At 40.5% G+C, this 23062-nt stretch carries 18 protein-coding genes and 1 pseudogene; 5 read left to right on the top strand and 14 right to left on the bottom strand.

Features of this window, described 5'->3' with window-relative positions; genetic code table 11:
• Nucleotides 1–65 precede the first annotated feature (65 nt).
• From SSAL8618_RS05545 to SSAL8618_RS05590, 9 genes are all read right to left on the bottom strand, one after another.
• Complete coding sequence (locus tag SSAL8618_RS05545) at nt 66–719, bottom strand: amino acid ABC transporter permease (protein WP_038676047.1); 654 nt, start codon at nt 717–719, stop codon at nt 66–68.
• A gap of 58 nt (nt 720–777) precedes the next feature.
• The gene (locus SSAL8618_RS05550) at nt 778–1626 is read right to left on the bottom strand and encodes a transporter substrate-binding domain-containing protein (protein WP_038676049.1); all 849 of its coding nucleotides are present in this window, start codon (nt 1624–1626) and stop codon (nt 778–780) included.
• A gap of 104 nt (nt 1627–1730) precedes the next feature.
• A complete protein-coding gene (locus SSAL8618_RS05555; RefSeq protein ID WP_038676051.1) occupies nt 1731–3182 on the bottom strand; it encodes an amidase in 1452 nt (483 codons plus the stop codon).
• Nucleotides 3183–3265: 83 nt separating this feature from the next.
• A complete protein-coding gene (gene pyrE / locus SSAL8618_RS05560; protein ID WP_004182503.1) occupies nt 3266–3895 on the bottom strand; it encodes an orotate phosphoribosyltransferase in 630 nt (209 codons plus the stop codon).
• 87 nt (nt 3896–3982) lie between these two features.
• Nucleotides 3983–4678: an orotidine-5'-phosphate decarboxylase gene (pyrF, locus tag SSAL8618_RS05565; protein WP_038676053.1), complete on the bottom strand. Its 696-nt coding sequence runs from the start codon at nt 4676–4678 to the stop codon at nt 3983–3985.
• A 235-nt stretch (nt 4679–4913) separates the two neighbouring features.
• Nucleotides 4914–5870 carry a dihydroorotate dehydrogenase gene (locus tag SSAL8618_RS05570; protein ID WP_038676056.1) on the bottom strand — a complete coding sequence of 319 codons (957 nt, stop codon included), beginning with the start codon at nt 5868–5870 and terminating at the stop codon, nt 4914–4916.
• Between the two features lie 9 nt (nt 5871–5879).
• Nucleotides 5880–6653 (bottom strand): dihydroorotate dehydrogenase electron transfer subunit, encoded by a 774-nt coding sequence (locus SSAL8618_RS05575; protein ID WP_038676058.1) that lies wholly within the window; start codon nt 6651–6653, stop codon nt 5880–5882.
• Between the two features lie 340 nt (nt 6654–6993).
• A complete protein-coding gene (locus tag SSAL8618_RS05585) occupies nt 6994–7542 on the bottom strand; it encodes a DJ-1 family glyoxalase III (RefSeq protein ID WP_038676062.1) in 549 nt (182 codons plus the stop codon).
• Nucleotides 7543–7675: 133 nt separating this feature from the next.
• Nucleotides 7676–8476, bottom strand: coding sequence for a TraX family protein (locus SSAL8618_RS05590; protein ID WP_038676064.1), 801 nt, complete (start codon nt 8474–8476; stop codon nt 7676–7678).
• 519 nt (nt 8477–8995) lie between these two features.
• Between SSAL8618_RS05590 and SSAL8618_RS05595 the strand changes: the two genes are divergently transcribed.
• The 3 genes from SSAL8618_RS05595 to SSAL8618_RS05605 all read left to right on the top strand — a co-directional run bounded on the left by SSAL8618_RS05595 (nt 8996) and on the right by SSAL8618_RS05605 (nt 13764).
• A complete protein-coding gene (locus SSAL8618_RS05595; RefSeq protein ID WP_038676065.1) occupies nt 8996–10654 on the top strand; it encodes an Rqc2 family fibronectin-binding protein in 1659 nt (552 codons plus the stop codon).
• A 174-nt stretch (nt 10655–10828) separates the two neighbouring features.
• Complete coding sequence (locus SSAL8618_RS05600) at nt 10829–12373, top strand: glycosyltransferase family protein (protein WP_038676067.1); 1545 nt, start codon at nt 10829–10831, stop codon at nt 12371–12373.
• A gap of 50 nt (nt 12374–12423) precedes the next feature.
• Nucleotides 12424–13764 carry an MATE family efflux transporter gene (locus tag SSAL8618_RS05605; protein ID WP_038676069.1) on the top strand — a complete coding sequence of 447 codons (1341 nt, stop codon included), beginning with the start codon at nt 12424–12426 and terminating at the stop codon, nt 13762–13764.
• 44 nt (nt 13765–13808) lie between these two features.
• On the opposite strand, the gene SSAL8618_RS05610 is transcribed toward SSAL8618_RS05605, so the two are convergent.
• Nucleotides 13809–14777, bottom strand: a complete 969-nt coding sequence (locus tag SSAL8618_RS05610) for an ABC transporter substrate-binding protein (RefSeq protein ID WP_038676071.1) — start codon at nt 14775–14777, stop codon at nt 13809–13811.
• A 214-nt stretch (nt 14778–14991) separates the two neighbouring features.
• On the opposite strand from SSAL8618_RS05610, the gene SSAL8618_RS05615 reads away from it, so the two are divergent.
• The gene (locus SSAL8618_RS05615) at nt 14992–17706 is read left to right on the top strand and encodes a DEAD/DEAH box helicase family protein (protein WP_038676073.1); all 2715 of its coding nucleotides are present in this window, start codon (nt 14992–14994) and stop codon (nt 17704–17706) included.
• A 72-nt stretch (nt 17707–17778) separates the two neighbouring features.
• Nucleotides 17779–18415 (top strand): annotated as a pseudogene (locus SSAL8618_RS05620) (HAD hydrolase-like protein).
• A gap of 60 nt (nt 18416–18475) precedes the next feature.
• Here SSAL8618_RS05620 and SSAL8618_RS05625 read toward each other — a convergent pair.
• The 4 genes from SSAL8618_RS05625 to hemH all read right to left on the bottom strand — a co-directional run bounded on the left by SSAL8618_RS05625 (nt 18476) and on the right by hemH (nt 22950).
• Nucleotides 18476–19240 (bottom strand): nucleoside phosphorylase, encoded by a 765-nt coding sequence (locus SSAL8618_RS05625; protein WP_038676074.1) that lies wholly within the window; start codon nt 19238–19240, stop codon nt 18476–18478.
• Between the two features lie 343 nt (nt 19241–19583).
• A complete protein-coding gene (locus SSAL8618_RS10825) occupies nt 19584–20381 on the bottom strand; it encodes a hypothetical protein (RefSeq protein ID WP_223896429.1) in 798 nt (265 codons plus the stop codon).
• 340 nt (nt 20382–20721) lie between these two features.
• A complete protein-coding gene (locus SSAL8618_RS05635) occupies nt 20722–21759 on the bottom strand; it encodes a zinc-binding dehydrogenase (protein ID WP_038676077.1) in 1038 nt (345 codons plus the stop codon).
• 96 nt (nt 21760–21855) lie between these two features.
• A complete protein-coding gene (gene hemH / locus SSAL8618_RS05640) occupies nt 21856–22950 on the bottom strand; it encodes a ferrochelatase (protein WP_038676080.1) in 1095 nt (364 codons plus the stop codon).
• Between the last annotated feature and the right edge of the window lie 112 nt (nt 22951–23062).

The raw sequence follows: 23062 nt of genomic DNA on the forward strand, positions 1-23062 counted from the left end.
TTTATAAGATTAGAATTAAATAAAGTTCAACATTTTATTAGATATTCAAACAATTTTTTCAAAAATCAATAGGTAGCTAAACGTTTTTCTAGATAACCTTGAAGCAGTTCAAAAGTAAAGCTCAAAGTCCAGTAAATAAGGGCGATTAGGATATACATAGACATGTAGTCATACTCACGCCCACCGATAATCTTAGCATTTTGGAAAATGTCAGGCACTGTAATCATAGCAGCTAATGACGAACTCTTAACCATATCAATAATAACATTACCAAGTGGGGCTACTGCTATACGCATGGCCTGAGGTAAGATAATTCGACGGATAATAGATTTCTGAGGAAGGCCAAGAGAACGAGCGGCTTCCCACTGCCCCTTATCTACTGCAGCTATGGATGAACGGAAAATCTCTGCCATATAAGCGGCACTGACACATGAGAAACCAATAAAGGCACAAAGAAGGGCAGGCAGCTGAACACCAATGTAAGGCAGACCAAAGTAAAGAATGAAGAGGACGACCAACATAGGGACCCCACGCATGATGGAAATATAAACACGGGCAGGATATTTCAACCAAGGTTTTTGCGACATCCGCATAAAGGCAAGGATGATGGCAAATACATTCCCCACCATAAAGCTTAAAAGGGAAATCCCCAAAGTATAGGGCAAACCTGATAGGACATAGGGAATGCTTTTTAGAATCAGTGAAAAATCAATAATCATAAGTCTATCTTTCTAAACATTTCTTTAGCAAATAAGCGATCCAATCGGATCGCTCATATTATTCAACATCAGAGATGTCAATCTCAGTGTAGTCAACTTTCGTTTTCTTTGTAACGTCTTGACCAGCAAAGAACTTCTCTGAAATCTTGGTAAGGGTACCATCTTTCTTCATATCTTTGATAGCTTTATTAACTTTTTCTTGAAGAGTTTTATTCTTCAATGAGAAAGTAAAGCTTGTTGAGTAAGGGTTACTGTAGATGCCGTCGTTGATCTTAACAGGGTACTTATCTTTGATAGCAGCTACTGCCATCTTTTGCAAATAGTAATCGTTGACGATAACGTCTGTACGACCATTTACCAAGTCTTGCATATAAACGTCATTGGTAACATTGTCATAGACGACGAGTTCAGCACCCATTTTTTTGGCAATCTTCATGTACTTAGTACTTGCAGCACCGGCTGCTTTCTTGCCTTTAAGGTCCTTCCATGAAGAAATTCCTGAGTTATCTGATTCACGAACTACCATAGAAGTGAATGAATACTTGTATGGTTCAGAACGCAAGAATTTTTTGACATTCTTGTTGTCGTCTTCGAGTGAGTAGTTGGCGATATCGACTTGACCACTATTTACAGCAGTAAGCATGCCATCCACGCCCATCTCAGTGAATTCAATTTTCAACTTAAGACGTTTTCCAACTTCTTTGAGAATCTCAACGTCATAACCAGTCAGATTATTCTTATCATCGTGGTAGGTTTGTGGGTAAAGTGTTCCAGCAGTCGCAACCTTGATGCTACCACGTTTCTCAATCTTTTCCCAGTTCTTCTCACCTGTACTCTGTGACGAGCAGGCAACCAAAAAGACCGCAGCCAAAATTAGGCTAACTACGGCGAAAAATCTCTTTTTCATCTATGTGTGTCTCCTTAAAAAATGAAGTTAAGTTAAAAACTTATAATCTTAGCCTATACTATTTGAAAGGGTTTCACAAAATATTGAACTGAAAAAAAGAATGTTTAGCTAAAAACCGAACGTTCTTCCATTTGTTGGGCCAAGTGTAACAAGAGATCCTCCCTTCCCTTGGCAGCTGTCAGTTGAACTCCGAGTGAAAGACCCTGCTTGTCCCGATAGACAGGTAAAGAAATCGATGGTTGTCCCGTCAGGTTAGCTTGTTGCGTGAAAGGTGTCCAGTCTAAGCTGTCCGCAAACATTTCCCAAATAAGTTCCTGTTGCTTTGGCCAGTCAAAATCAGCCATATGTTTGAGTTGATTTTGTAAGTTTTCAGAGAGAGCAAACTGTCCATGCTTAGGTGCCACATCAGCAACTGTTGGTGTCAGAAGAATATCGTAAGACTCATGAAATTTCGCCATCTGATGGCTATACTGATCCCACTGGGATAGAATTTTAGAGTAAATTTTAGCGGGAATCTTTTGCCCAGATTGGAAAATAGCCCAAGTCATCAACTCCATATCTTCAAAGGTCATCTTCCGTTCTAAACCAGCCTCAATGGAATCAAACATGGCTGCTGTCTCCACACTATTCATAATGTAGTAAGACCGCATAGCTTCAATCCCATTCAAGGGCTGGTCGCTGATTTCATGCACATGATGTCCGAGACTTTCCAATGCTCTAGTAGCCTTTTTTGTCGTCGCAATAGCAGATTCTGACACCTTACCACCAATAGGAGAGACAGTTGAAAAAGCAATCTTCAAAGGTCTAACTGGTTCTTCTAAAGACACTTTGCTAAGCTTCGGTAGAATAAAGGGACTTTCCATCTGACACATCTGCATGTGATAGAGCAAGCGTTTTGTATCGCGTACAGTCTTTGTCAAAGCAAACTGAACAGAGGCTCCCTGCCAGCCACGGAAAGAACTAGGACCGACTGGAATTCGTCCTCTTGTAGGTTTGAGACCAATAAGACCGTTAAAGGAAGCTGGAATACGTATAGAGCCTCCACCGTCACTAGCTGGTGCCAAGGGAGAAATGCCAGAACTCACAAGAGCTGCCGCACCACCACTTGACCCGCCAGCATTTCGTGTCACATCGTCAGGCAAATTAACAGGACCATGAATCTGAGCATCACTGATATTTTTGAAGCCAAACTCAGGAGTGCTAGAACGCCCTAAAACAATAAAGCCCAATTCCTCAAGTTTCTTAACATAATTATCGCTTTCCTTAGCATGAAAACTTGTAAATAGGCGAGAACCCGCTGTTGACGGCTCACCAGCTTGCTTTTGACCTAAATCTTTTAGAAAAATCGGAACTCCAGCAAAAGGTTTCTCTGAGAAGTCTCTAGCTTCTGCTTCTTTCAATGCTTTATCGTAGCGTTGACTGACGATAGCATTGATTTTAGGATTCGTCCTCTCTGCTTCACGAATGGTAGTCTCCACTAGTTCTCGGGGACTGACCGTCTTATTTTGCACGGCTTCAGCCATTGTAGTTGCATCTGACCACTCATTAATTGTCATCTTATACTCTCCCTGCTTATCTTTTCCTAAATTATACTAAAAAAAGCGAAACGCCTAAAACGTTCCGCCTTAAATCTTGATAATTAGTCTTGCCAAGTTTCTTGATTTTCTTTGAATTTCTTCAAAAGTTGAAGTCCATCTGCTGTGATGTAGCCTTGAACTTTAGCAACCTTGATCAACTCAGTGTAGTTTGAAAGAGTAACCAATTTCACACCAGCATCCGCGAAGTTTTTCTCAGCTTTTGGCAATTCGTAAGTGAAGATAGCCACAACACCGATAACATCAGCCCCTTCACGCTCTGCAGCTGCTACAGCATCAAGTACTGAACCACCAGTTGAAATCAAGTCTTCAACAACAACCATTTTTTCGCCTTTAACCACACGACCTTCGATTTGGTTACCAGCACCGTGATCTTTTGGTTTGCTACGGATGTAGGCAAATGGAAGGTTCATCTTGTCAGCGATAATCGCACCGTGAGGAATACCAGCAGTTGCAGTACCTGCAATCACTTCTACTTCAGGGAATTCTTCCTTAATCTTTTCCACAAAACCATTTTCAATAAGGGTACGAGTTTCTGGATAAGACAAAGTAATACGGTTGTCTGTGTAGATTGGTGATTTGATTCCTGATGCCCATGTAAATGGTTCTTCAGGTTTAAGGTAAACAGCCTTGATATCGAGCAAGTCAGATGCGATTTGTGATGCTAATGTCATAATTATTATCCTCCGTAAAGCGTTTTCTACCCTTTATTATAACCTAATTCCATCTATTTTCCTATGAAATAAGGTCTTTTTGAAAATTTATTGACCGTTCCATTGGGCCTTAATGTCGTGATAAGCTGCTACTGGATCGTCAGCTTGTGTAATTGGACGACCAACAACAATGTAATCTGAACCAATTTGACGGGCATCGGCAGGTGTCATGACACGTTTTTGGTCACCAACTGCTGCTCCTGCTGGACGGATACCAGGTGTCAAACAAACGAAATCTTCATTTGTCGCTTCTTTGATTTTTGCTACTTCGTGTGCTGAGCAGACAACACCATCAAGACCTGCTTCAGCAGTCTTCTTAGCATAATGAACCACTGATTCTTGAAGTGTGGTTTGGATATTTTGGAAATCACGCATCTGCTCTTCAGAGGTAGAGGTCAACTGTGTTACAGCAATCAAGATTGGACCATCTCCCAAGCCCTCACGCGCAGCCTTCATCATTTCCACACCACCAGCCGCATGCACATTAGTCATATCAACGCCAAGGTTAGACAAGACACGCATAGCTGATTTCACAGTATTTGGAATATCGTGAAGCTTAAGGTCAAGGAAAACACTATGGCCAAGGTCTTTAACGTAGCGCACAATCTCAGGCCCAGCAGCATAGTAGAGCTCCATACCAATCTTCACATAGAGCTTTTCATCAGCAGGAAACTTAGCAAGGAAAGCCTTCACATCCTCAAAAGTCGGGAAATCAAGGGCAATAACAGGACGATTTTCTCTCATTTCTTATATCCTTTCACACAAAAAACCTCCGCCAGTCAGTGAAGGTTGCACGAAAATAGGGCAGTTCCTACCCTTTAGTGATGCCGTAGCATCTCAGTACACCTTTCTCGCCTCTCTGGACTCGATTAAAGGTTCGGTTCAATTTGTTCTATTATAGCGCTTTTATATGGGAATGTCAAAGGGGGATGAAAGTAATTATAGCTTTGTTAAATTCCTTAAAAAGGCTATTTTTATTCTATTTCCCCAACAACTCTCTTCTAACTTCCTTACGCAAGTCTTCAAGTGTTGTGATGCCGTACTTGTCCATGACTTCAGGGAGGCGATCAATGATTTTAGGACAGGCATAGGGATCTGCGAAGTTGGCTGTTCCGACACCGATGGCTGAGGCACCAGCGATAAACATTTCGATAGCGGCTTCGGCACTGTCGACACCCCCCATTCCGATGATTGGAAGGTCTGAAGCTAGAGCAACTTGGCGAATAAGTTTAAGGGCTACTGGGAAGACAGCTGGTCCTGACATACCACCTTGACCGTTGGCAATGATAGGTTTACGAGTCGCCAAGTCATAGCGTGTTCCGACCAAGGTGTTAATCATGGTGAATCCTGTCGCACCGGCATCTTCGACTGCTTTGGCGACACTTGTGATGTCAGCCACGCTTGGTGTCAGTTTGACATAGACGGGCACATCAGAGTGAGAGACACTGGCTTTTACTGCCGCATAGGCAAGCTCTGGGACTTGTCCGATGAGGAGTCCGTTATTGCCATGGTCCACGTTTGGACACGAGATATTAAGCTCGATTGCCTTGACGTTGCTAGCTTTGGAAATCTTGTGAGAGACTTCAGCATATTCTTCGTTTGAAAATCCAGCCACATTGGCAATGATTGGAAGCTCAGGATAATGCTCCTGCAACCAAGGGAGTTTTTCAGACAAGACAGCATCAACACCTGGATTTTGCAAGCCAATGGCATTAAGCATGCCTGATGGAGTTTCTGCCACGCGGGGTGTTGGATTACCAAAACGAGGGTTGGCAGTCGTAGCCTTAATCATGATTGAACCTAGTTTATCCAAATCATAATACTTGGCATACTCTTGACCAAAACCAAAGCAACCTGAGGCTGGGATAATAGGATTTTTCAAGTCGAGCCCTGGAAGGCTAATAGCTAAACGATTTTCTGATTTAATCTCTGACATGGTAACCTCCTAGACAATGACTTTTCCGGTAGGGAAGACTGGCCCTTCTTCGCAAACACGAAGATTTTTGGCGTCCGACTCTCCTTTAACGTGAACCACACAGGCATAGCAAGCCCCCATACCACAAGCCATGCGAGCTTCCATAGAAACATAGGCATGAGGATGGTTTTCAAACTTGCTATCGACATATTTAAGCATGCCTGGAGCTCCGCAACTATACACGGCATCTGGAGTCCAGTCGAAACCATCAATAACTGTCGAAACGTAACCCTTGATACCGTATGAACCGTCATCAGTCGTCACGTAGACTTCACCACAAGCTCTGAGTTTATCCTCCAAAATGACAGCATCCTTATTGGCAAAACCAATGACTGATACAACTTCAACTCCCTTAGCCTTCAACTGCTTAGCCGTCTCAACCAAAGGCGGCACACCGATTCCTCCACCAACGAGGAGGGCTTTTTGCCCAGCCTCAATAACGGAAATATCAAAGCCATTTCCTTGAGGACCCATGGTATCAATAGTTTGACCGGCTATCATCTTAGAAAGGATAGCTGTTCCCTCGCGTTCCACTCGATAGACAATGGTTGCCTCTTTCTTGTCATAGTCAATCTCTGAAATGGAAATTGGACGACGAAGGAGCTTGCTTGGGTCTGGTACCTTGAGGTGGACAAACTGACCAACCTTCATATCTGCAACCATCTCTCCCTTAAGCACCATTTCGAAAATACGAGGTGCAATCTCACGCTGACTCACAATGGTTAAATCTTCAACTAATATCATGACAACCCTTTCTAAACTGCAAAATGTCATCAAAAAAACCTCGCCACATGGCAAGGTCGCACAAAAAATCACAGGAGAACCCTGTTTTTTCACCTGTCCGACCTTTCAAGCCTCTCTGGACTCATTTAAAGGTTATTTTGTGATTATTATAACCGTTTTCAAGACGGATGTCAAAGGAGAAAAGAAAAAACCAAAGCTTAAAAAACTAAGCTAAGGTCTCTCCAGCCTATAACTAGGTCCTCTGTTTGATACGTTCTCAATCATCTCATAGGGTAACATAAATTGTCAATATTCCTAACAATAGGTGTTAAGAATATTGGATAACAGTCTTAAAATAAGATTATTGGAACAATCTGTCGTAAATCATAGTATGAGCCAACTGTTGACCATCGCCACCCAACAAATCAACCAAGGCGTAGGCAAAGGCTAGGGCTGTTCCGGCACCACGGCTAGTGACAATATTGCCATCAACAACCACCAAGTCAGTTTGATGCTCGCCAGATGCAATTTGGTCCTCAACACCTGGGAAACATGTGAATTTACGCCCTTCGAGCAAGCCAGCACGTTCGAGAACAATTGGTGCTGCACAAATGGCAGCAACATATTTTCCAGCTTTTGCAGCCTCTTGAAGAGAGGCAATCAAAGTTTCGTTATCGCGTAGATTAGTTGAGCCAGGCATACCTCCAGGAAGGACCACCAAGTCATAATCCGCAAAATTGCCATCAAATACACCATCCATAGCGACTTGAATCCCGTGTGAGCCAGTTACTGACGCACTTTCAAGTCCTAGCATGCTACAGTCAAATCCTGCTCGGCGAAAGACATCCACTGGGCTCAAGGCTTCGATTTCTTCAAATCCGTCCGCAAATACTACTGCTACTTTTGTCATGATATACCTCCAATTGACTTATCACTTGATTCTATTACGCCTTAAATTATAGCAGTTTTAGAAGCAGGAAACAAACCATAAAAATGGCTCTTGAGCACGAAAAAAAGACAGCACAAGGACTGTCTTTGTCATCTTATCTAAGCAAACTTGCTAGGATCCACAAGAGATAAATATGGGCTGGGTAGAAAATATAGAAGAAATTCTTGTTACCACTACCACGCTCACCATTATAAAAATACATAGGAATCGCAGCAAAAACCATCATCCACTGAACTCCTGTCGGATCAAAGAGATGGGCAATCACTGAAATAACAGCTAAGACAATGATTTGAGCCATGCGATTGGTACGGAAAATATAGAATAACAACCCCAAAATAACCATGACAAAGCCACCCTCAACCATGATAATACTTGGCACAAGTGACAAGATAAAGGCTACAATCTGCACAACGATTGGGTTTGCATGTGGCGTTTCAAATATGCCTGAAAGGATTACAACCGGAATAGATGAAAGAATCGGCAGGAGAAAGACACCAATCCCTTGAATCAACTCCTTGTTCGATTTATCGCGAAGCCCCTTAGCCAACAAATCCCAAGAGCAAATAAAAATCCCAGTGATAAAGAAGGTTGAAAAGGCATTGTTGGTTAAACCGATACTACCATTATGAAAGAGACTACCAATGATGGTGTTGCCAATGGTCATGAACCAACTCATGTAAAGGAGACGTCTAAGGTAGGACATTCGGTCATGAGTATAATGGAAACTATCTGCGGCTAGAAAGAGGAAGATAGGAAAAACCAAACGCCCTAACATCGTCAACCATATAGGTGCTCCCATACTCCCGAACATCTGATAGATTTGGTCCAAAAACATAAGTGCAACAGCTAGGTATTTCAAATTAGTCGCATTGCATATCTTTTTAATATCGTTCATTTAATGCTCCTTTAATTTTCAGCATATTAAATGATACCACAAGTCAGATGTAAATTCAAAGGTATTCATGGAAATAAAAGACATAACTTTTTAACTATTTTAGCGGAACAATTTTTGTAATAAAAAAATGGTTCATAATAATAACAAACTCAATTCCGACTACCCATCCCAAGCATTTCTAGAGGCTTTATGCTATAATAGTTAGGCAATATTTACGTTCATAACGTATGCAAATTATTTAAAAATAACTAACAAAGTTCATAAACTCTTCAAGTTTTTGAAATAACTTTTTTGCGAGCAGAGCGAGCAATTAACTGAGACTTTCCGCTGTGTTAAAAGCGCCTGAAACTAGAAGGTTTCAGGCGCTCGGAATTTTTGAGACGTTAGGTAGGCTCAAAAATTAGTCATGGAACTTTGTAAAAGTTCGCTGACGTCCGCCAACACCTAAGGAAAGTCTCACAGAAAATTTTATTTTTAAAATAAAACAATTATTATCAATAACAAGAAAGGAAGTACATCATGTCTTTTGACGGCTTTTTTCTTCATCATATGACGGCTGAGTTGCGTGAGCAGGTTCTCTACGGGCGTATTCAGAAGGTTAATCAGCCTTTTGAGCGTGAGTTGGTCCTGACTATTCGTAACAATCGTCAGAATTACAAGCTTCTGCTTTCGGCTCATCCTGTTTTTGGGCGTATTCAGACGACCAAGGCTGACTTGCCAAATCCACAGAATCCAAACACCTATACCATGATTATGCGGAAATACCTTCAAGGAGCGGTTATCGAGGATATCCAACAGTTGGAAAATGACCGTGTCCTTGAGATTTCTGTATCAAACAAAAACGAAATCGGTGACAGCGTCAAGGTTACTCTAGTTATGGAAATCATGGGGAAACACTCCAATATTATCCTGATTGACAAGAACGAAAGCAAAATCATTGAGTCTATCAAGCATGTTGGTTTCTCACAAAATAGTTACCGTACTATTCTGCCTGGATCTACCTATATTGCTCCTCCTAAGACAGACGCTAAGAATCCTTTTGATATTCCAGACGAAAAACTCTTTGAAATTCTACAAACAGAGGATTTGTCAGCTAGAAACCTTCAAAAACTTTTCCAAGGTTTGGGGCGTGACACGGCCAATGAATTATCAACCTTACTTGAGACTGATAAACTCAAGAATTTCCGTTCCTTCTTCAATCGTGAAGTAAAGCCAAACTTAACGGCTAAGGCATTTTCAGCTGTAAGATTCTCAGATAGTCAGGACCAACCTGAGTTTGAAACCTTGTCAGCCCTATTGGACTACTACTATTTGGACAAGGCGGCGCGTGACCGTGTGGCTCAACAGGCGAGTGATTTGATCCATCGTGTGCAAAATGAACTGGAAAAAAACAAGAAAAAGCTTGTTAAACAGGAAAAAGAGCTTGCGGCGACTGAAAATGCTGAGGAGTTCCGTCAAAAAGGGGAACTTTTGACCACCTACCTCAGCATGGTGCCAAATGACAAGGATAGTGTCGAGTTAGACAACTACTACACTGGTGAAAAGATTACGATTCCTCTAAATGTGGCTCTGACTCCTAACCAAAATGCTCAGCGTTACTTCAAGAAATACCAGAAACTTAAGGAAGCTGTTAAGCACTTGACTGGTTTAATTGAGGAAACCAAGCAGACTATTGACTATCTGGAAAGTGTGGAGTTCAGTCTTTCTCAAGCCAACATGGATGAAATCGAGGATATTCGTGAGGAGCTTGTTCAGGCTGGCTTTATGAAGCGTCGTTCAACTGACAAGCGCCACAAACGTAAGAAACCTGAACAGTATCTAGCTTCTGATGGCAAGACCATTATCATGGTTGGTCGTAACAACCTGCAAAATGAGGAGTTGACCTTCAAGATGGCTAAAAAAGGTGAGCTCTGGTTCCACGCCAAGGATATTCCAGGGAGTCACGTGGTTATCAAGGACAATCTTAATCCAACCGACGAGGTCAAAACTGATGCGGCTGAATTGGCAGCCTACTATTCTAAGGCACGTCTGTCAAACTTGGTTCAAGTCGATATGATTGATGTTAAGAAACTCAATAAACCAACGGCAGGTAAGCCTGGATTTGTAACTTATACGGGACAAAAGACCTTACGTGTCACACCGACTGAAGAAAAAATTGATAGTATGCGGATGAAGTAATCTGCTTTATAAAATCAAACTCTCTTGTTTTAGAAACGAGAGAGTTTTTCTATGTCTTCATTAGAGCAATTTCTTTCGTTGATGAATGGGATTTTCTTTTAGTTTTCATTACATTTTTCCGATGACTGTGCTAAACTATAAGGGTAATTACCTATATTAAAGGAGACTTTCAGCATGAAGGCTCTTATGTCATATACGAGTTCTTTTTTAGAATGGTTAGGGCGCTATGTGGGGCTCTTAGTCTTTGGGCTATTATTTGTAACTACTTTGTTCATTCGCACGACCATGATGACGGGATACTTTGAGTGGGCAGAGATTAGTAGCGTTCCTTGGTATGTTTATGTTTCAGGTGGGGCCATTCTGCTTTTGACCCTTCTCTGGCCCAGAATCTTAAAGGAACTGACAACAAAGCAGATTTTCATCTTTTTTTCCGTTTACTTTGTGAGTTTTGGCCTACTGTTGATTTTTCTGACCAGTTTTGCTGGTCGAGACGATGCAGGTACTGTCTTTAAAGGGGCGGTCCAGTTCAATGCTGGCGACTTCTCTTTAATAAAACCAGGAGCCTACTTCTACCGCTATCCGCATCAGTTAGGATTGCTTAGTTTTGAACGCTTGGTTCTCTATCTGATACCTTTACCGGTTATCTCGGTATTCTATGTATTGAATCTTGGCATGGTCATTGGTATGAACTATGCTACTTGGAAAATCACGGATGAACTGTTTACGAGGCCTTTAGTTAGTCGTTTGGCTGTCATCATGAGCTTTGGTTTTTTGCCTCTAGTCTTTAACATTATGTTTGCCTATGGACTTATGTATGGGTTGTTCTTTTCTAGTTTTGCTATTCTCTTTTTTCTACGTTACTTAAGACGTGGTAAGGCTAGGAATGCGATTCTTTCGGTGGTCATGCTATCATTGGCTTACTGGGTAAGGAGCAATAATATTATTCTCATTATTGCTCTATCTGGTATTCTAATACTCTTAATGCTTAGAGAAAAACGGTATCGCTATTTGCTTTTGGTTTTGGCTTTCTTTGCCTTTCCTATGAGCTTGCATAAGGCGACGACCAGTTACTATGAGATTACCACCCATCAAAAAATTCCTGGAACGCCTCAGATTGCTTGGCTGGCCATGGGCTTACAGGACAAGCCAGATTCTAAACGCATGCCAGGATGGTATACCGGCTATGTCCGTGACATTTACGCCAAGAAAAAGGGAAATATCGAAAAGATTGAAAAAAGTGCCAATCACCTTTTTGATAAGCGTGTTCAATATCTTCTAGCACATCCCGATGAGGCCAGTTGGTTCTTCAGTACCAAGTTTATCAGTTCTTGGACAGAGGGAAGCTTCCAGTCCATCTGGAATGGCCCAAGTAAAGACAAGTTTCAGCCTTTGTGGAATAGGTTTGCGACTTCTATCTATCACGATGGGACCTTGCATCTCTTTTTCGTAACCTATATGCAAGGCTATCTCCTAGTCCTATATCTTGGTGGTGTGTTCTACTACGCTTTCACTTATAAACGAATGGGAGACGGGGCAACGTTGGGACTTTATGCCTTTCTCTATTTCTTTGGTGGCATCCTCTTTCACCTCATATCTGAGACTAAGAGTCAGTACACTTTACCTTATATCTACTTACAGATTCCAATGATTGCGGCGGGCTACAACCATATGACTCAAATACTTAGCCGCTATCTAAAAAATAGGCGAAAGTCATCCTAGGATGGCTTTTTGTCATTGTTTCACAATTACAATCTTGTTATAATAGTTCTATGAAAAATTCGTCAGTTGATCTTTTACGAGGCCCTATTTTGCGGTCTCTTTTAATCTTTGCCCTACCAATTCTGATATCCAATATTTTCCAGCAACTCTATAATACTGCGGATGTCATGATTGTAGGACGTTTTCTAGGGCCAGATGCTTTGGCTGCTGTAGGAGCTTCTTCTGCTATTTTTGACTTGGTTATCGGATTTGCCTTAGGTGTTGGAAATGGTATGGGCGTTGTTATCGCACGTTACTATGGTGCGCAAGACTATAGGAAACTTCGTCAGTCTGTCGCGGCCACAGTTGTCATCGGTCTGGGCTTAAGTGCCTTGGTTATGATTCTAGGACATTTCGGGCTCTATCCTTTGCTACGATTTTTAGGGACACCTGCTTCTATCATTGGGCAGTCCTACCAGTATATTTCTATGATTGTCTCCTGTGTTGGGGTAACTTTGGGTTATAATCTGTGTGCTGGTCTCCTCAGAGCGGTTGGTGATAGTCTGACAGCCCTCTATTTTCTGATTTTTTCAGCTCTGGTCAATATCGTTTTAGACCTTTTCTTTATTACACAACTCCATCTTGGGGTTCAATCAGCAGGCTTGGCAACGATTATTTCTCAAGGACTTTCGGCGCTTCTCTGTCTTTACTATATTAAGAAAAAAGTGACCTTCCTTCTTCCAACCAAGTCAGACTTTGTTTTGGATTCAAGTCTTTATTTGGATCTTTTTGGACAAGGAATGGCCATGGGACTCATGAACTCCATTGTTTCTATTGGGACTGTGACCTTACAGTATGCCATTAACGGCTTTGGTCCTCTCATCATTAGTGCTCAAGTGGCGGCAAGACGGATTATGTCCTTTGCTGTTCTCCCTTTGACTTCACTTGCTGCCGGGGTGACTACTTTCACCTCTCAGAACTTCGGTGCCAAACAGTTTAAGCGCATAGTAGCTGGGTTAAAGCAATCTTGTCTTGTTTCTATAACTTGGTCTGTCATTGCTTGTGCCCTCCTCTATGTAGCAAGCCCCTTCTTGGCTGGTCTTATCTCCGGTTCAGATAATGCTGTGATTATTGATAATGCTAGTCGCTACCTTCGTATCAGTTCTCTCTTTTATCCTATTTTAGGAATGCTCTTCATCTTTAGAAATAGCCTACAAGGTCTAGGTAAGAAACTGACACCTTTAACCTCAAGTTTTATTGAGCTTTTTGGAAAAATTCTTTTTGTTCTTTTGGTCATTCCTTCTATGGGCTATCTTGGCGTTATCCTATGCGAGCCCTTGATTTGGATTCCAATGACCATTCAGCTCTATTTTGCCTTAAGAAAACATATTAAACGCTTGTTTGTCAGGTAAACTTTTTTGAACATAAAAAAACGACCGTCATGGTCGTTTTTAGTTTAATTTAATCCCCATTCATCAGAAATTTGTTTCATAATAGCTTCTTGGGAGACAATCCCAAAGCCCAGCATGTAGGTTGAGTAATCAGCATAGATAACCTTGTTATTTTGAACAGCCTTAAGGCTAGTCCAGACAGGGGTATTTTTAAGTTTGTTATCTAGGAGTTCTTGAGAATCCGCTTGAACAATCAGGAGGTCCGGATTAATGTCTTTTAATTTATCTGGATCGATAACTTGGAACATATCATCTGGATTGAAGGTTTCCGCTCGATTGAAATGATAAGTATCATAGAGATAACCAAAATGCCCGTAAGCATAATAACGGATGTCATTGTCAGTCACGCGCAGATACATGAGTTTCTGGTTGCCAAACTTGGCTTTGACATTCTCTGCGAAAACGGCCTCCCTAGCATCCAATCTATCGAGGTCCTTCTTCATCTCATCACGTTTATCAAAGATTTCTGCCACCTTGAGAGAGGTTTCATGATAGTCCCAATTTTCATCGGTGTTGATTTGGTAACCAACAGTCGGTGCAATTTCAGACAGCTCCTCGTAGAGGTCTTCCTGCTCGCCTGTCATAAGGATTAAATCAGGTTTTAACTCAGCAATCTTATCCAAATCTGGATTACCCTGCCAACCAACTGAAACCACTTTAGCATCCTTGTATTGTTTCTTAAAGAGGGTTGAAAATTCTTGACTATCAGCTTGACCAGTTGTCGCTCCTACTGGAGTAATATCCAGAGGATCTAAGATTTCGCCATAGAGGTTGTCGAGGATAACGATATGTTTTGGAGCTTTTTTCAACTCTGTCGTACCAAAATCATGGACAATCGTTTTCTCCTTAAAAGTCTGACTTGCTTTATTTGACTCTGCATTATGTCTAGACGTCATGTCTGGCAAGTAATACAGTAAAAGACCAGAAATGATGGCCAGAATAGCTAATAAATAAAGAAGATTTATTTTTTTCATGGCAACTCCTCGGTAAAATCGGATTAAATCGTTACTTTAAAGTTATCTTAAAACTTCTTTAATGTCAATCACTTACTGATTTGTTCAAGCCTATATTTTTGATTCTTTTGTTTTAACCATTAAAACAATCCTTCATTAGGATTGTTCAGCCCTAATAACAACCTTTTAGTTATCTGAACTGTGTTATAATGATAGATAACATTGGAGGGAAATTATGTTAGATCAGCTTTCATTTAAGGGACAATGGCGACAGTACCAACAGCGTGTTCTCGATAAAGCCGAAAGCTTTATGGAGGATGGTAAGATTCACTTGGTGGCTGCTCCTGGTTCTGGAAAAACAACCTTGGGAATTGAATTTATTCGACGTTTTGGTAAGCCAACTTTAATTTTAGTTCCAACAGTTACCATCCGTCAACAATGGGTAGATCGGATTAAACAAGCTTTTTTAAGTGATGCTAACCAAGCAGAGCAGATTATTTCACAGGATTTAAAAAATCCAAAAGTAATTACGGTTGCGACCTATCAGGCACTGCACAGTGCTATGAACCAAGTCGTGGGCAATAGTCTTATTGAAGACACAGATGATGAGGCTCAACAAGAGCATTTCGATTTTCAAGATTTCGATATTCGAAAAACCTTTGAGGACCTAGATTTAGGGACTCTTTGTTTGGATGAGTGCCATCATTTAAGAAACGAATGGTGGAAGAGTTTAGAGATTTTTCGTAAATCCTTTCCTAAAATTAAGATGATTTCCTTGACAGCAACACCCCCATACGAGGGAGAACCTGCACTTTGGGAACGTTATATTAGCATGTGTGGTGAGATTGATGAAGAAATTACAGTGCCTGAACTGGTTAAGGAAGGGACGCTCTGTCCTCACCAAGACTATGTCTACTTCGCCTTTCCAACAAAGGAAGAACGTGCACAATTGGACCGGTTTGAAAAGCAGAAACTTAACTTTCTAACTAAACTGTCTTCAGATATAAACTTTTCGAACACTATTCAGTCTAGTCCAGCACTAAGTGGCCAAATTGACGATGATGACCTATTGGCTAATCCTAAATATCTTTCTGCTATCCTGATTTTCTTACGGTCTAAAGAATTGCCTTTTCCTCAACGTTTTCAAGAACTTCTCGCTGCAAAAGCCTTGCCAACTTTTACGCTTGATTGGTTTGAAATCTTGCTTAATGGCATTATTTTTCAGGTTCCAAATTGGTTTGGATTTACTGAGGAAGCCTTTAACCAATTGAAAAGTGATTTGAAAGCAAACGGTCTTATCGAAAGAAATCAAGTTAAACTTATCCGGAATAAGAAACAAGATGTCCTGCTTAATCAATCATTGGGAAAACTCAATGCTGTTAGAGATATTTTTAAGGCAGAATATCAAGCTCTAGGAAATAATCTCCGTCAACTTGTTTTGACAGACTTTATACGTAAGGATTTTCAAATTCATTTAGGTGATAACAATGCTCAATTTACCCAATTAGGTGTCCTCTCTTACTTTGAATCTATTCGTAGAGAATTGATTGAACAGTCTTGGACGGTGCCTGTGGCTGTATTGACAGGAAGTTTAGTGGTTATTCCAACTTCAGCTAAAGAACATCTAGAGCGACTCATTCCTAATTCTCGTTTATCCTATGATGTTATTGGACAGTTGAGCCAAGAGGACTATCTTAAGGTCAGTATTTCTGGTTCCTATCATGATTTGGTTACTGCCCTTACCCAGCTTTTCCAAGAAGGACATATCCAGGTGGTTATTGGGACAAAGTCCTTGTTAGGCGAAGGTTGGGATGCACCTTGTGTTAACTCACTTATTTTAGCTAGTTTTGTTGGAAGTTTCATGCTAAGCAATCAGATGCGAGGTCGTGCCATCCGTGTTTGGCCTGACAATCCTAATAAAACAAGTAATATCTGGCATTTGGTTTCTATTAATTTATCACCAAAGAAATGGATTGAGATTCAAAATGCCGAAGAAAAATATGACGAGACATTAGAGCTACAATTGTATGGACTTAGTCCTGACCTAGACTTGTTAGAAAGGCGTATGACACAGTTTCTAGGTCTCCATTATCAAGAGCCCACTATCGAATCAGGCATTGATCGCCTTGACCTCAATCAAATAACTTTTAGTCAAAAGGGTCTAGAAAAACTTAATCAAAATGCCATTACACTTTCTCAAAAACGTCAGGAGCTTAAGGACCGTTGGCAACAAGCTCTCCCACTATATGAAGATATGGAAGTGGTCAACCAAGTTGAGATCGACAAACAATTTCTACCGTTGGCATACCTTAATGATTGGATGAAGGCCTTTCTTATTTTCCAAGCCTTTGCTGCCACTTATTTTATCATTGATGTAACAAAATACTTTATTGTTGGAAAGCCGTTTGTTCATAGTCTACCGATACTTCTACTTGCTCTTCTTCTACTGGCTGTCTTCTGGGGAAGATATTTTATCTACAGGAGTCCTTATAAACGGTTAGAAACATTTGGTAAAGCTATCCATCAAGCCCTGCTGGATTCAGGTCAGATTGAGACTAAAGAATCTGCTCCTAGAGTGGTAAAAGTCAGTAAACAAGCGATTTATAACGCCATCTATCTCAAGGGTGCTAGCATGAGGGAAAAAGAAATCTTTGCTCAGACTATGACTGAATTTTTCGCTCCTATCGAAAATCAACGCTATATCTTAAAGGCTTGTCACAAAGTGAAGGACCAAACTGAATTTTTTGCCGTTCCAAGTATGTTTGAAAAGCGAAAGGCAGATGCAGAGTCTTTCCTCCGACATATACAAAAAAGCCTAGGAAAATATGATCTTATTTATACGCGAAGTGTTCAAGGACGTCCTATTCTCCTAGAAGCCCGCATCAAGGCACTTGGAAATAAGCAAGAACGAACAGTTACACATAAAAAAGTCATGTCAACTTTAGAATGATAAATAGCCCTAACCACTTTAACCGTTTTTATCATGATATAATAAACCAAGGACACTATATTGGAGAATTCTATGACACTCACACACATTTTTTTTCGACCTTGATGGGACTCTCGTTGATAGTTCTGAGGGAATCCACAATGGTTTTGTTCAAACCTTTGAAAGACTAGGCCTCCCTGTTCCTAGTGATCAGAAAATTCGTACCTTTATGGGACCACCTCTCGAAGTAACCTTTAAAGAAGAGATTAGTGAAGAAGGTGCTGACCAAGCTGTCAAAATTTATCGTGACTATTATGAGACTAAAGGGCAATTGGAGGCTCAGCTCTATGATGGCATAAAAGAAATCCTTCAACAACTTAGTCAAGCTTCTAGCAAGAGAATCTTTATTACAACTTCAAAAAATGAACCTATCGCTCTGGAGATGTGCCAACACCTTGGAATTACTGAATATTTTGATGGCATTTATGGATCTACTCCTAGTGCCTTTCATAAGGCTGATGTCTTGCAGCGTGCCATTACTGAAAATCAAGCACCTAAAGACCAGTCGGTCATTGTTGGTGATACCAAGTTCGACTTGATTGGTGGAAAAACGGTTGGCATCAAAACAATAGCGGTGACCTGGGGATTTGGGAAAAACGAAACCCTTTTGGCAGAAAATCCTGATTTTATAGCTGATACCACCCAAGAATTTTGTGATATTTTGAAATAATAATTTAAATCTAAAAAGAGCACGATTATATAGTCATGCTCTTTTTCTATTGAATTAGGATTACATCTGGACAATGATATCCAGACAAAGCTCTAAAGCCTTATCAAAAGCCTCTGAACCCCAATCTCGTTGATTGTAATTCTCTATATCTGCAAGGGAATCTGCAGTAAAGAGAAGTAAGCCCCAAATAGCTCCACGAAATTGAGCAACTGCTGCTAGTGCGGCACATTCCATCTCTACAACACTACAGCCCTCTTCAATACGATAGGAAATCTTGTCCGATGTCTCCCTATAAAAGCCATCTGTCGACCAGGTCATGACCTCTTCATAGGGGATTTTCTTTTGCTTTAAAGTTTTCTCAATGGCTACAAGAGCTTTTTCATTCATGTCTATATAGCGAGATGGCGCAACATAGTGGTAACTTGCACCTTCATCTCGCAAAGCTCTCGTCGGAATCAAAAAAACATTCTCTGGCATGTCTACCAAGACGCCACAAGTTCCAGTTGATATGATTTGCTTTACGCCATAACCAATTAGCCAATCAAGAAATTGTGCAGCTGCAGCTGATCCAACTGGAGCTTGAGCTAAGCAAATCTCCTCCCCGTTGTAAGTCATGACATAAACAGGATAGGTTTTGGTTGCAGAGACAAATTCACCAACTTTTTCAGCGCCAACAGAAGTCGCATAGCGATCGACTTCTTCCTCTAAAAAGCCGTAAACACACCTAGGCGGCAAGTCCAAACCTAAATCCTCATGGGTCGGCATAATCACAGCCTGAGGATTGTCATCAAACTCTAAAATTGGGATTTCATGTTTGTGTATCATCTGTTACCTCCTAAGTTTTAAGAATTATTATATCAAAAAATGCAAACTGATTATATGATTTCATAAAATCTTTTAGCTTATAATCAAGGAAAATAGATGATTAAATCATAACACCTAAAAAAAGGCATGAATCTGTTTTAGTCAGAAATATGTCTTTTTTGTGTTCTATTCAAGAAAGATTATTTCAATCAGCTTTTATTGTCTCACGAAAACCTCTGATGTTAAGTACCTATTCACGATACTCTGAAATAACCTCTCCTAGCTACTTTTTAAAAGGCTCGTGAGTAGGAGGATTCTTAAAAATAACAAGTAAATAGAATTTATAACTTGTTTTTATCTATTTCTATCTTTGATCTTCATCTTCTAATACTAGATTCTCATCCTCATAAAAAACGACTTTCCCATCTTTTACTTTAAAATTGTAATCGATTGAATCATGATCCCCATCCTTGGTATTAGAATAAAAGAAATTATATTTACCATTCGGAAGATCACTAGCATCTAACTTTTTAGCCACATCTTTCATATCTTGTTCTTTGACTGATGCATTACCATCAATAAAAATAGTCATATAAACCAACTCTTGATCTATCAAGGTTTGGTATGGAATTTGATAGTAACCTGCAAAGTCCTTCTTACCTTCCTTAAGATTTTCTGAAGCAATTGTATCTAGTATTTTCTCCTTTTCATCATGACTGAAGTTAGGTAGAAAACTAAAAAAGTTAATAGGAATACCGAGTTTTTGTTTCTTCAATTGTTTTTCAATATTCTTCTCAACTTTTTGGACAGATTTCTGCTCCAAAAAAGATTCCTTATAGTGTAAAAATTTAATACTTTCATAAGAATCAGGTGAGCTGTCTTCATGAATAGCCCGATTATTCTCTTCCAATTTTATCGTTTGGCCATCGTAGGTTTCCTCAGAATAGGTATAAGATACATGATAAGTTGGTATTTCTAAGGCTGTCCAATATAAGTCAGTGATGGTAACTTTACCATGAAGACCCACTTTATTACAATCTTCGATGATGATTCGCTTAATTTTTATGTAATCACTAGGCATCATCACCTTGCAACCCGTCAAAGCTAAAACTGATAATAGTAAGGGAACCAAGAGTAGAATGCGATAGATTTTCTTTTTCATAGTGCTACCTCCATTATGTAACCAACTAAAGAAAGATTAGTGACTGGTAAAATCCATTTTCTGAATATCTGTATAACATTACTAAATTAATGTAAACGATTACATTCTTCATCTTTATTTTAACACCCTTTTCAAGAAAAGTCAGGTAAAATAGGATTCCTACTTTCCCTTCTTTTTTCTGCCTATCCGACCATTGTCATCTCCATCGCAACTGTGATGACCATTAGCAATGGAAGTTTATTTTACGTATTTTTATATGACCCAAACCAAGAAATTTTCAAGTCCGGATTTGGATTTATATTAAAAAAATTCTAGTAGATGATTTCTACTAGAATTTTTGTTAGTCAAACACAATAATGGACTTAATAGACTTACGTTCATCCATATCTTTATAAGCCTGATTAATCTCATCCAAGCTGTAGCTATTAGTAAAGACACGACCCGGATTAATATCACCGTCAAGAACTGCTTTTAACAAAACTTGTTTATCATAAGTAGTAACTGAGGCTGCTCCACCCGCCACAGAAATATTTTGGGCAAAGGTTGAACCAAGGGCACGGTTATTGTAGTGAGGCACACCGACAAATCCCATGCGCCCGCCATTATGGAGAACACCGAGAGCTTGGTCGACGGCTGCTTCAGTACCCACACATTCGAGAGCTGCATCTGCTCCACCACCGAGAATTTCTCGCACCTTGGCAATGCCTTCTTCACCACGTTCAGCTACGACTGCTGTCGCGCCTGACTCCAAGGCCATTTGTTGACGGTCTTCGTGGCGACTCATAAGGACAATTTGAGAAGCTCCACGCATCTTAGCTGCAATCACGGCACATTGACCAACAGCACCATCCCCGATAACGACCACCTTATCACCCTTTTGCACATTAGCCACACGCGCTGCATGGTAACCGGTCGGCATGACATCAGCAAGTGTCAAAAGTGACTTAAGCATGCCTTCGCTGTAATCTGATGGTTGACCTGGAATTTTCACAAGTGCCCAATTGGCAAAGTGGAAACGGATATACTCAGCCTGGACACCACCTGACCAGTTGGTCCCGATATGGCGGTCACAAGTCCCATCATACCCTGCACGGCAGGCATCACACTCCCCACAACCATGAGTGAAAGGCGCGATAACAAAGTCACCTGGTTTTACAGTAGTGACATCCTCACCAACTTCTTCGACGATTCCGATAGCCTCATGACCGCTATTACTATGTCCTTCTTCGATTTCAGGATTACGGTAACTCCAGAGGTCGGAACCACAAACGCAGGTACGGACAATGCGGATAATAGCATCATCTGGAGCCTCAATTTGCGGTCGATCAATATCTGCTAGACCAACCTGGCCAGCTTTGGTGTAAACTGCTGATTTCATATGTTTACCTCTTTTTCTTTAGTTACTGTTAGTATACACTTTTAATTAAGCTCTGGCTCAAATCAAGCCCTCCAAATTACTTTCAAACAATAGCAACTAATGATATTTTTTCCCATACTTCTTTTCTAGCATTTTCTTGACCAGGAAAGGCATTTTGACATTTTCGCGGCCTTTCTTGGCAATTAACTTCTTCACAAAATCTGGCATTTGGATATCATTCTCTTCTTCCAAAATCTGACTCGTACTTGATGGAGCTTCTAACTCATCAAAGGTCTCCAGCTGAGGTTGATAGTCACTATAGTCACCGTCTATATGAGACTGAATTGTCGAAAGAAGTGCCTTGATTAAACGAGGATCGCTATTTGGCATAGGAGGTCTATGATAGGCTACACCTAGCTCTTGGCAAAGCTCCTTACATTCCACATCATTATCAAAAAGAACCTCAATATGCTCACTAATAAAGGCAATCGGAACAAAAATATAGTGGTTCGGGTGTTCACTCTCATCTCGCAGATATTCTAAAACATCTGGTTTAATCCAAGGAATACCTATATCACTCTCACTCTGCCAAGTATTGGTGTACTGCTCCTCTTCAAGCCCTAAAATCTCCGCAATCAAGCGACTATTGTCATAAATCTGATCGATATAAGGGTCACCAAAATCTAGTGCCAAAACTGGGACACTGTGGGCTGAAAAAATCACCTTATAACTGTCGTCTCCAATCTGATCTAAAATCTTTCGGATTTCATCAGCCCAATAGTGAAGTAGAGAAGGTTCGCGGTACCAGTCCTTGATAATTTGGAACTTAATTTGATCACTTTCTAAAAATTTTTCATAGCCCATGACTGAATAGTATGAATAATGGGGCTCTAGAATCAAACACAAACATTCTTCAATTCCGTCATTCTCCATCTCTTTAATCGCATCTATGATGAAAGGTCGGGAAAATTTATTGGCAAAGTAAACCGTCACTTGTTCTCCAAGAGCGGAAGCAACCAAGTCAACTTCTTTCTTTGTTATCCTTTGGAGCGGCGTTCCACCGATTCGTAGGTAATGGTCATATAAGGTCTGAATTTCATGTGGTTCGGGACGAACTCCACGTCGTATATTTGTGAAAAATTCTGCTACTCCTTCATAGGTAATCTCTTCTGGGGACCCAAAAGTCATCATCAATACAGCTCTTTTACTCATAATTACTCCTTGTTCCACGTTTGTTCTATTTTATCATGAAAAGGCTTACTTTAGTTAACTTAGTATCAAAAAAACTCCTAGAGACAAACTCTAAGAGTTTAAATAACGTTTC

This window comes from Streptococcus salivarius, assembly GCF_000785515.1.
In the GTDB taxonomy this organism is placed as follows: Bacteria; Bacillota; Bacilli; order Lactobacillales; family Streptococcaceae; genus Streptococcus; species Streptococcus salivarius.

What these genes read in the sequence shown, in the direction of transcription:
- SSAL8618_RS05545 (WP_038676047.1), bottom strand. Translation starts at nt 719, where the DNA reads ATGATTATTGATTTTTCACTGATTCTAAAAAGCATTCCCTATGTCCTA.
- SSAL8618_RS05550 (WP_038676049.1), bottom strand. Translation starts at nt 1,626, where the DNA reads ATGAAAAAGAGATTTTTCGCCGTAGTTAGCCTAATTTTGGCTGCGGTC.
- SSAL8618_RS05555 (WP_038676051.1), bottom strand. Translation starts at nt 3,182, where the DNA reads ATGACAATTAATGAGTGGTCAGATGCAACTACAATGGCTGAAGCCGTG.
- pyrE (WP_004182503.1), bottom strand. Translation starts at nt 3,895, where the DNA reads ATGACATTAGCATCACAAATCGCATCTGACTTGCTCGATATCAAGGCT.
- pyrF (WP_038676053.1), bottom strand. Translation starts at nt 4,678, where the DNA reads ATGAGAGAAAATCGTCCTGTTATTGCCCTTGATTTCCCGACTTTTGAG.
- SSAL8618_RS05570 (WP_038676056.1), bottom strand. Translation starts at nt 5,870, where the DNA reads ATGTCAGAGATTAAATCAGAAAATCGTTTAGCTATTAGCCTTCCAGGG.
- SSAL8618_RS05575 (WP_038676058.1), bottom strand. Translation starts at nt 6,653, where the DNA reads ATGATATTAGTTGAAGATTTAACCATTGTGAGTCAGCGTGAGATTGCA.
- SSAL8618_RS05585 (WP_038676062.1), bottom strand. Translation starts at nt 7,542, where the DNA reads ATGACAAAAGTAGCAGTAGTATTTGCGGACGGATTTGAAGAAATCGAA.
- SSAL8618_RS05590 (WP_038676064.1), bottom strand. Translation starts at nt 8,476, where the DNA reads ATGAACGATATTAAAAAGATATGCAATGCGACTAATTTGAAATACCTA.
- SSAL8618_RS05595 (WP_038676065.1), top strand. Translation starts at nt 8,996, where the DNA reads ATGTCTTTTGACGGCTTTTTTCTTCATCATATGACGGCTGAGTTGCGT.
- SSAL8618_RS05600 (WP_038676067.1), top strand. Translation starts at nt 10,829, where the DNA reads ATGAAGGCTCTTATGTCATATACGAGTTCTTTTTTAGAATGGTTAGGG.
- SSAL8618_RS05605 (WP_038676069.1), top strand. Translation starts at nt 12,424, where the DNA reads ATGAAAAATTCGTCAGTTGATCTTTTACGAGGCCCTATTTTGCGGTCT.
- SSAL8618_RS05610 (WP_038676071.1), bottom strand. Translation starts at nt 14,777, where the DNA reads ATGAAAAAAATAAATCTTCTTTATTTATTAGCTATTCTGGCCATCATT.
- SSAL8618_RS05615 (WP_038676073.1), top strand. Translation starts at nt 14,992, where the DNA reads ATGTTAGATCAGCTTTCATTTAAGGGACAATGGCGACAGTACCAACAG.
- SSAL8618_RS05625 (WP_038676074.1), bottom strand. Translation starts at nt 19,240, where the DNA reads ATGATACACAAACATGAAATCCCAATTTTAGAGTTTGATGACAATCCT.
- SSAL8618_RS10825 (WP_223896429.1), bottom strand. Translation starts at nt 20,381, where the DNA reads ATGAAAAAGAAAATCTATCGCATTCTACTCTTGGTTCCCTTACTATTA.
- SSAL8618_RS05635 (WP_038676077.1), bottom strand. Translation starts at nt 21,759, where the DNA reads ATGAAATCAGCAGTTTACACCAAAGCTGGCCAGGTTGGTCTAGCAGAT.
- hemH (WP_038676080.1), bottom strand. Translation starts at nt 22,950, where the DNA reads ATGAGTAAAAGAGCTGTATTGATGATGACTTTTGGGTCCCCAGAAGAG.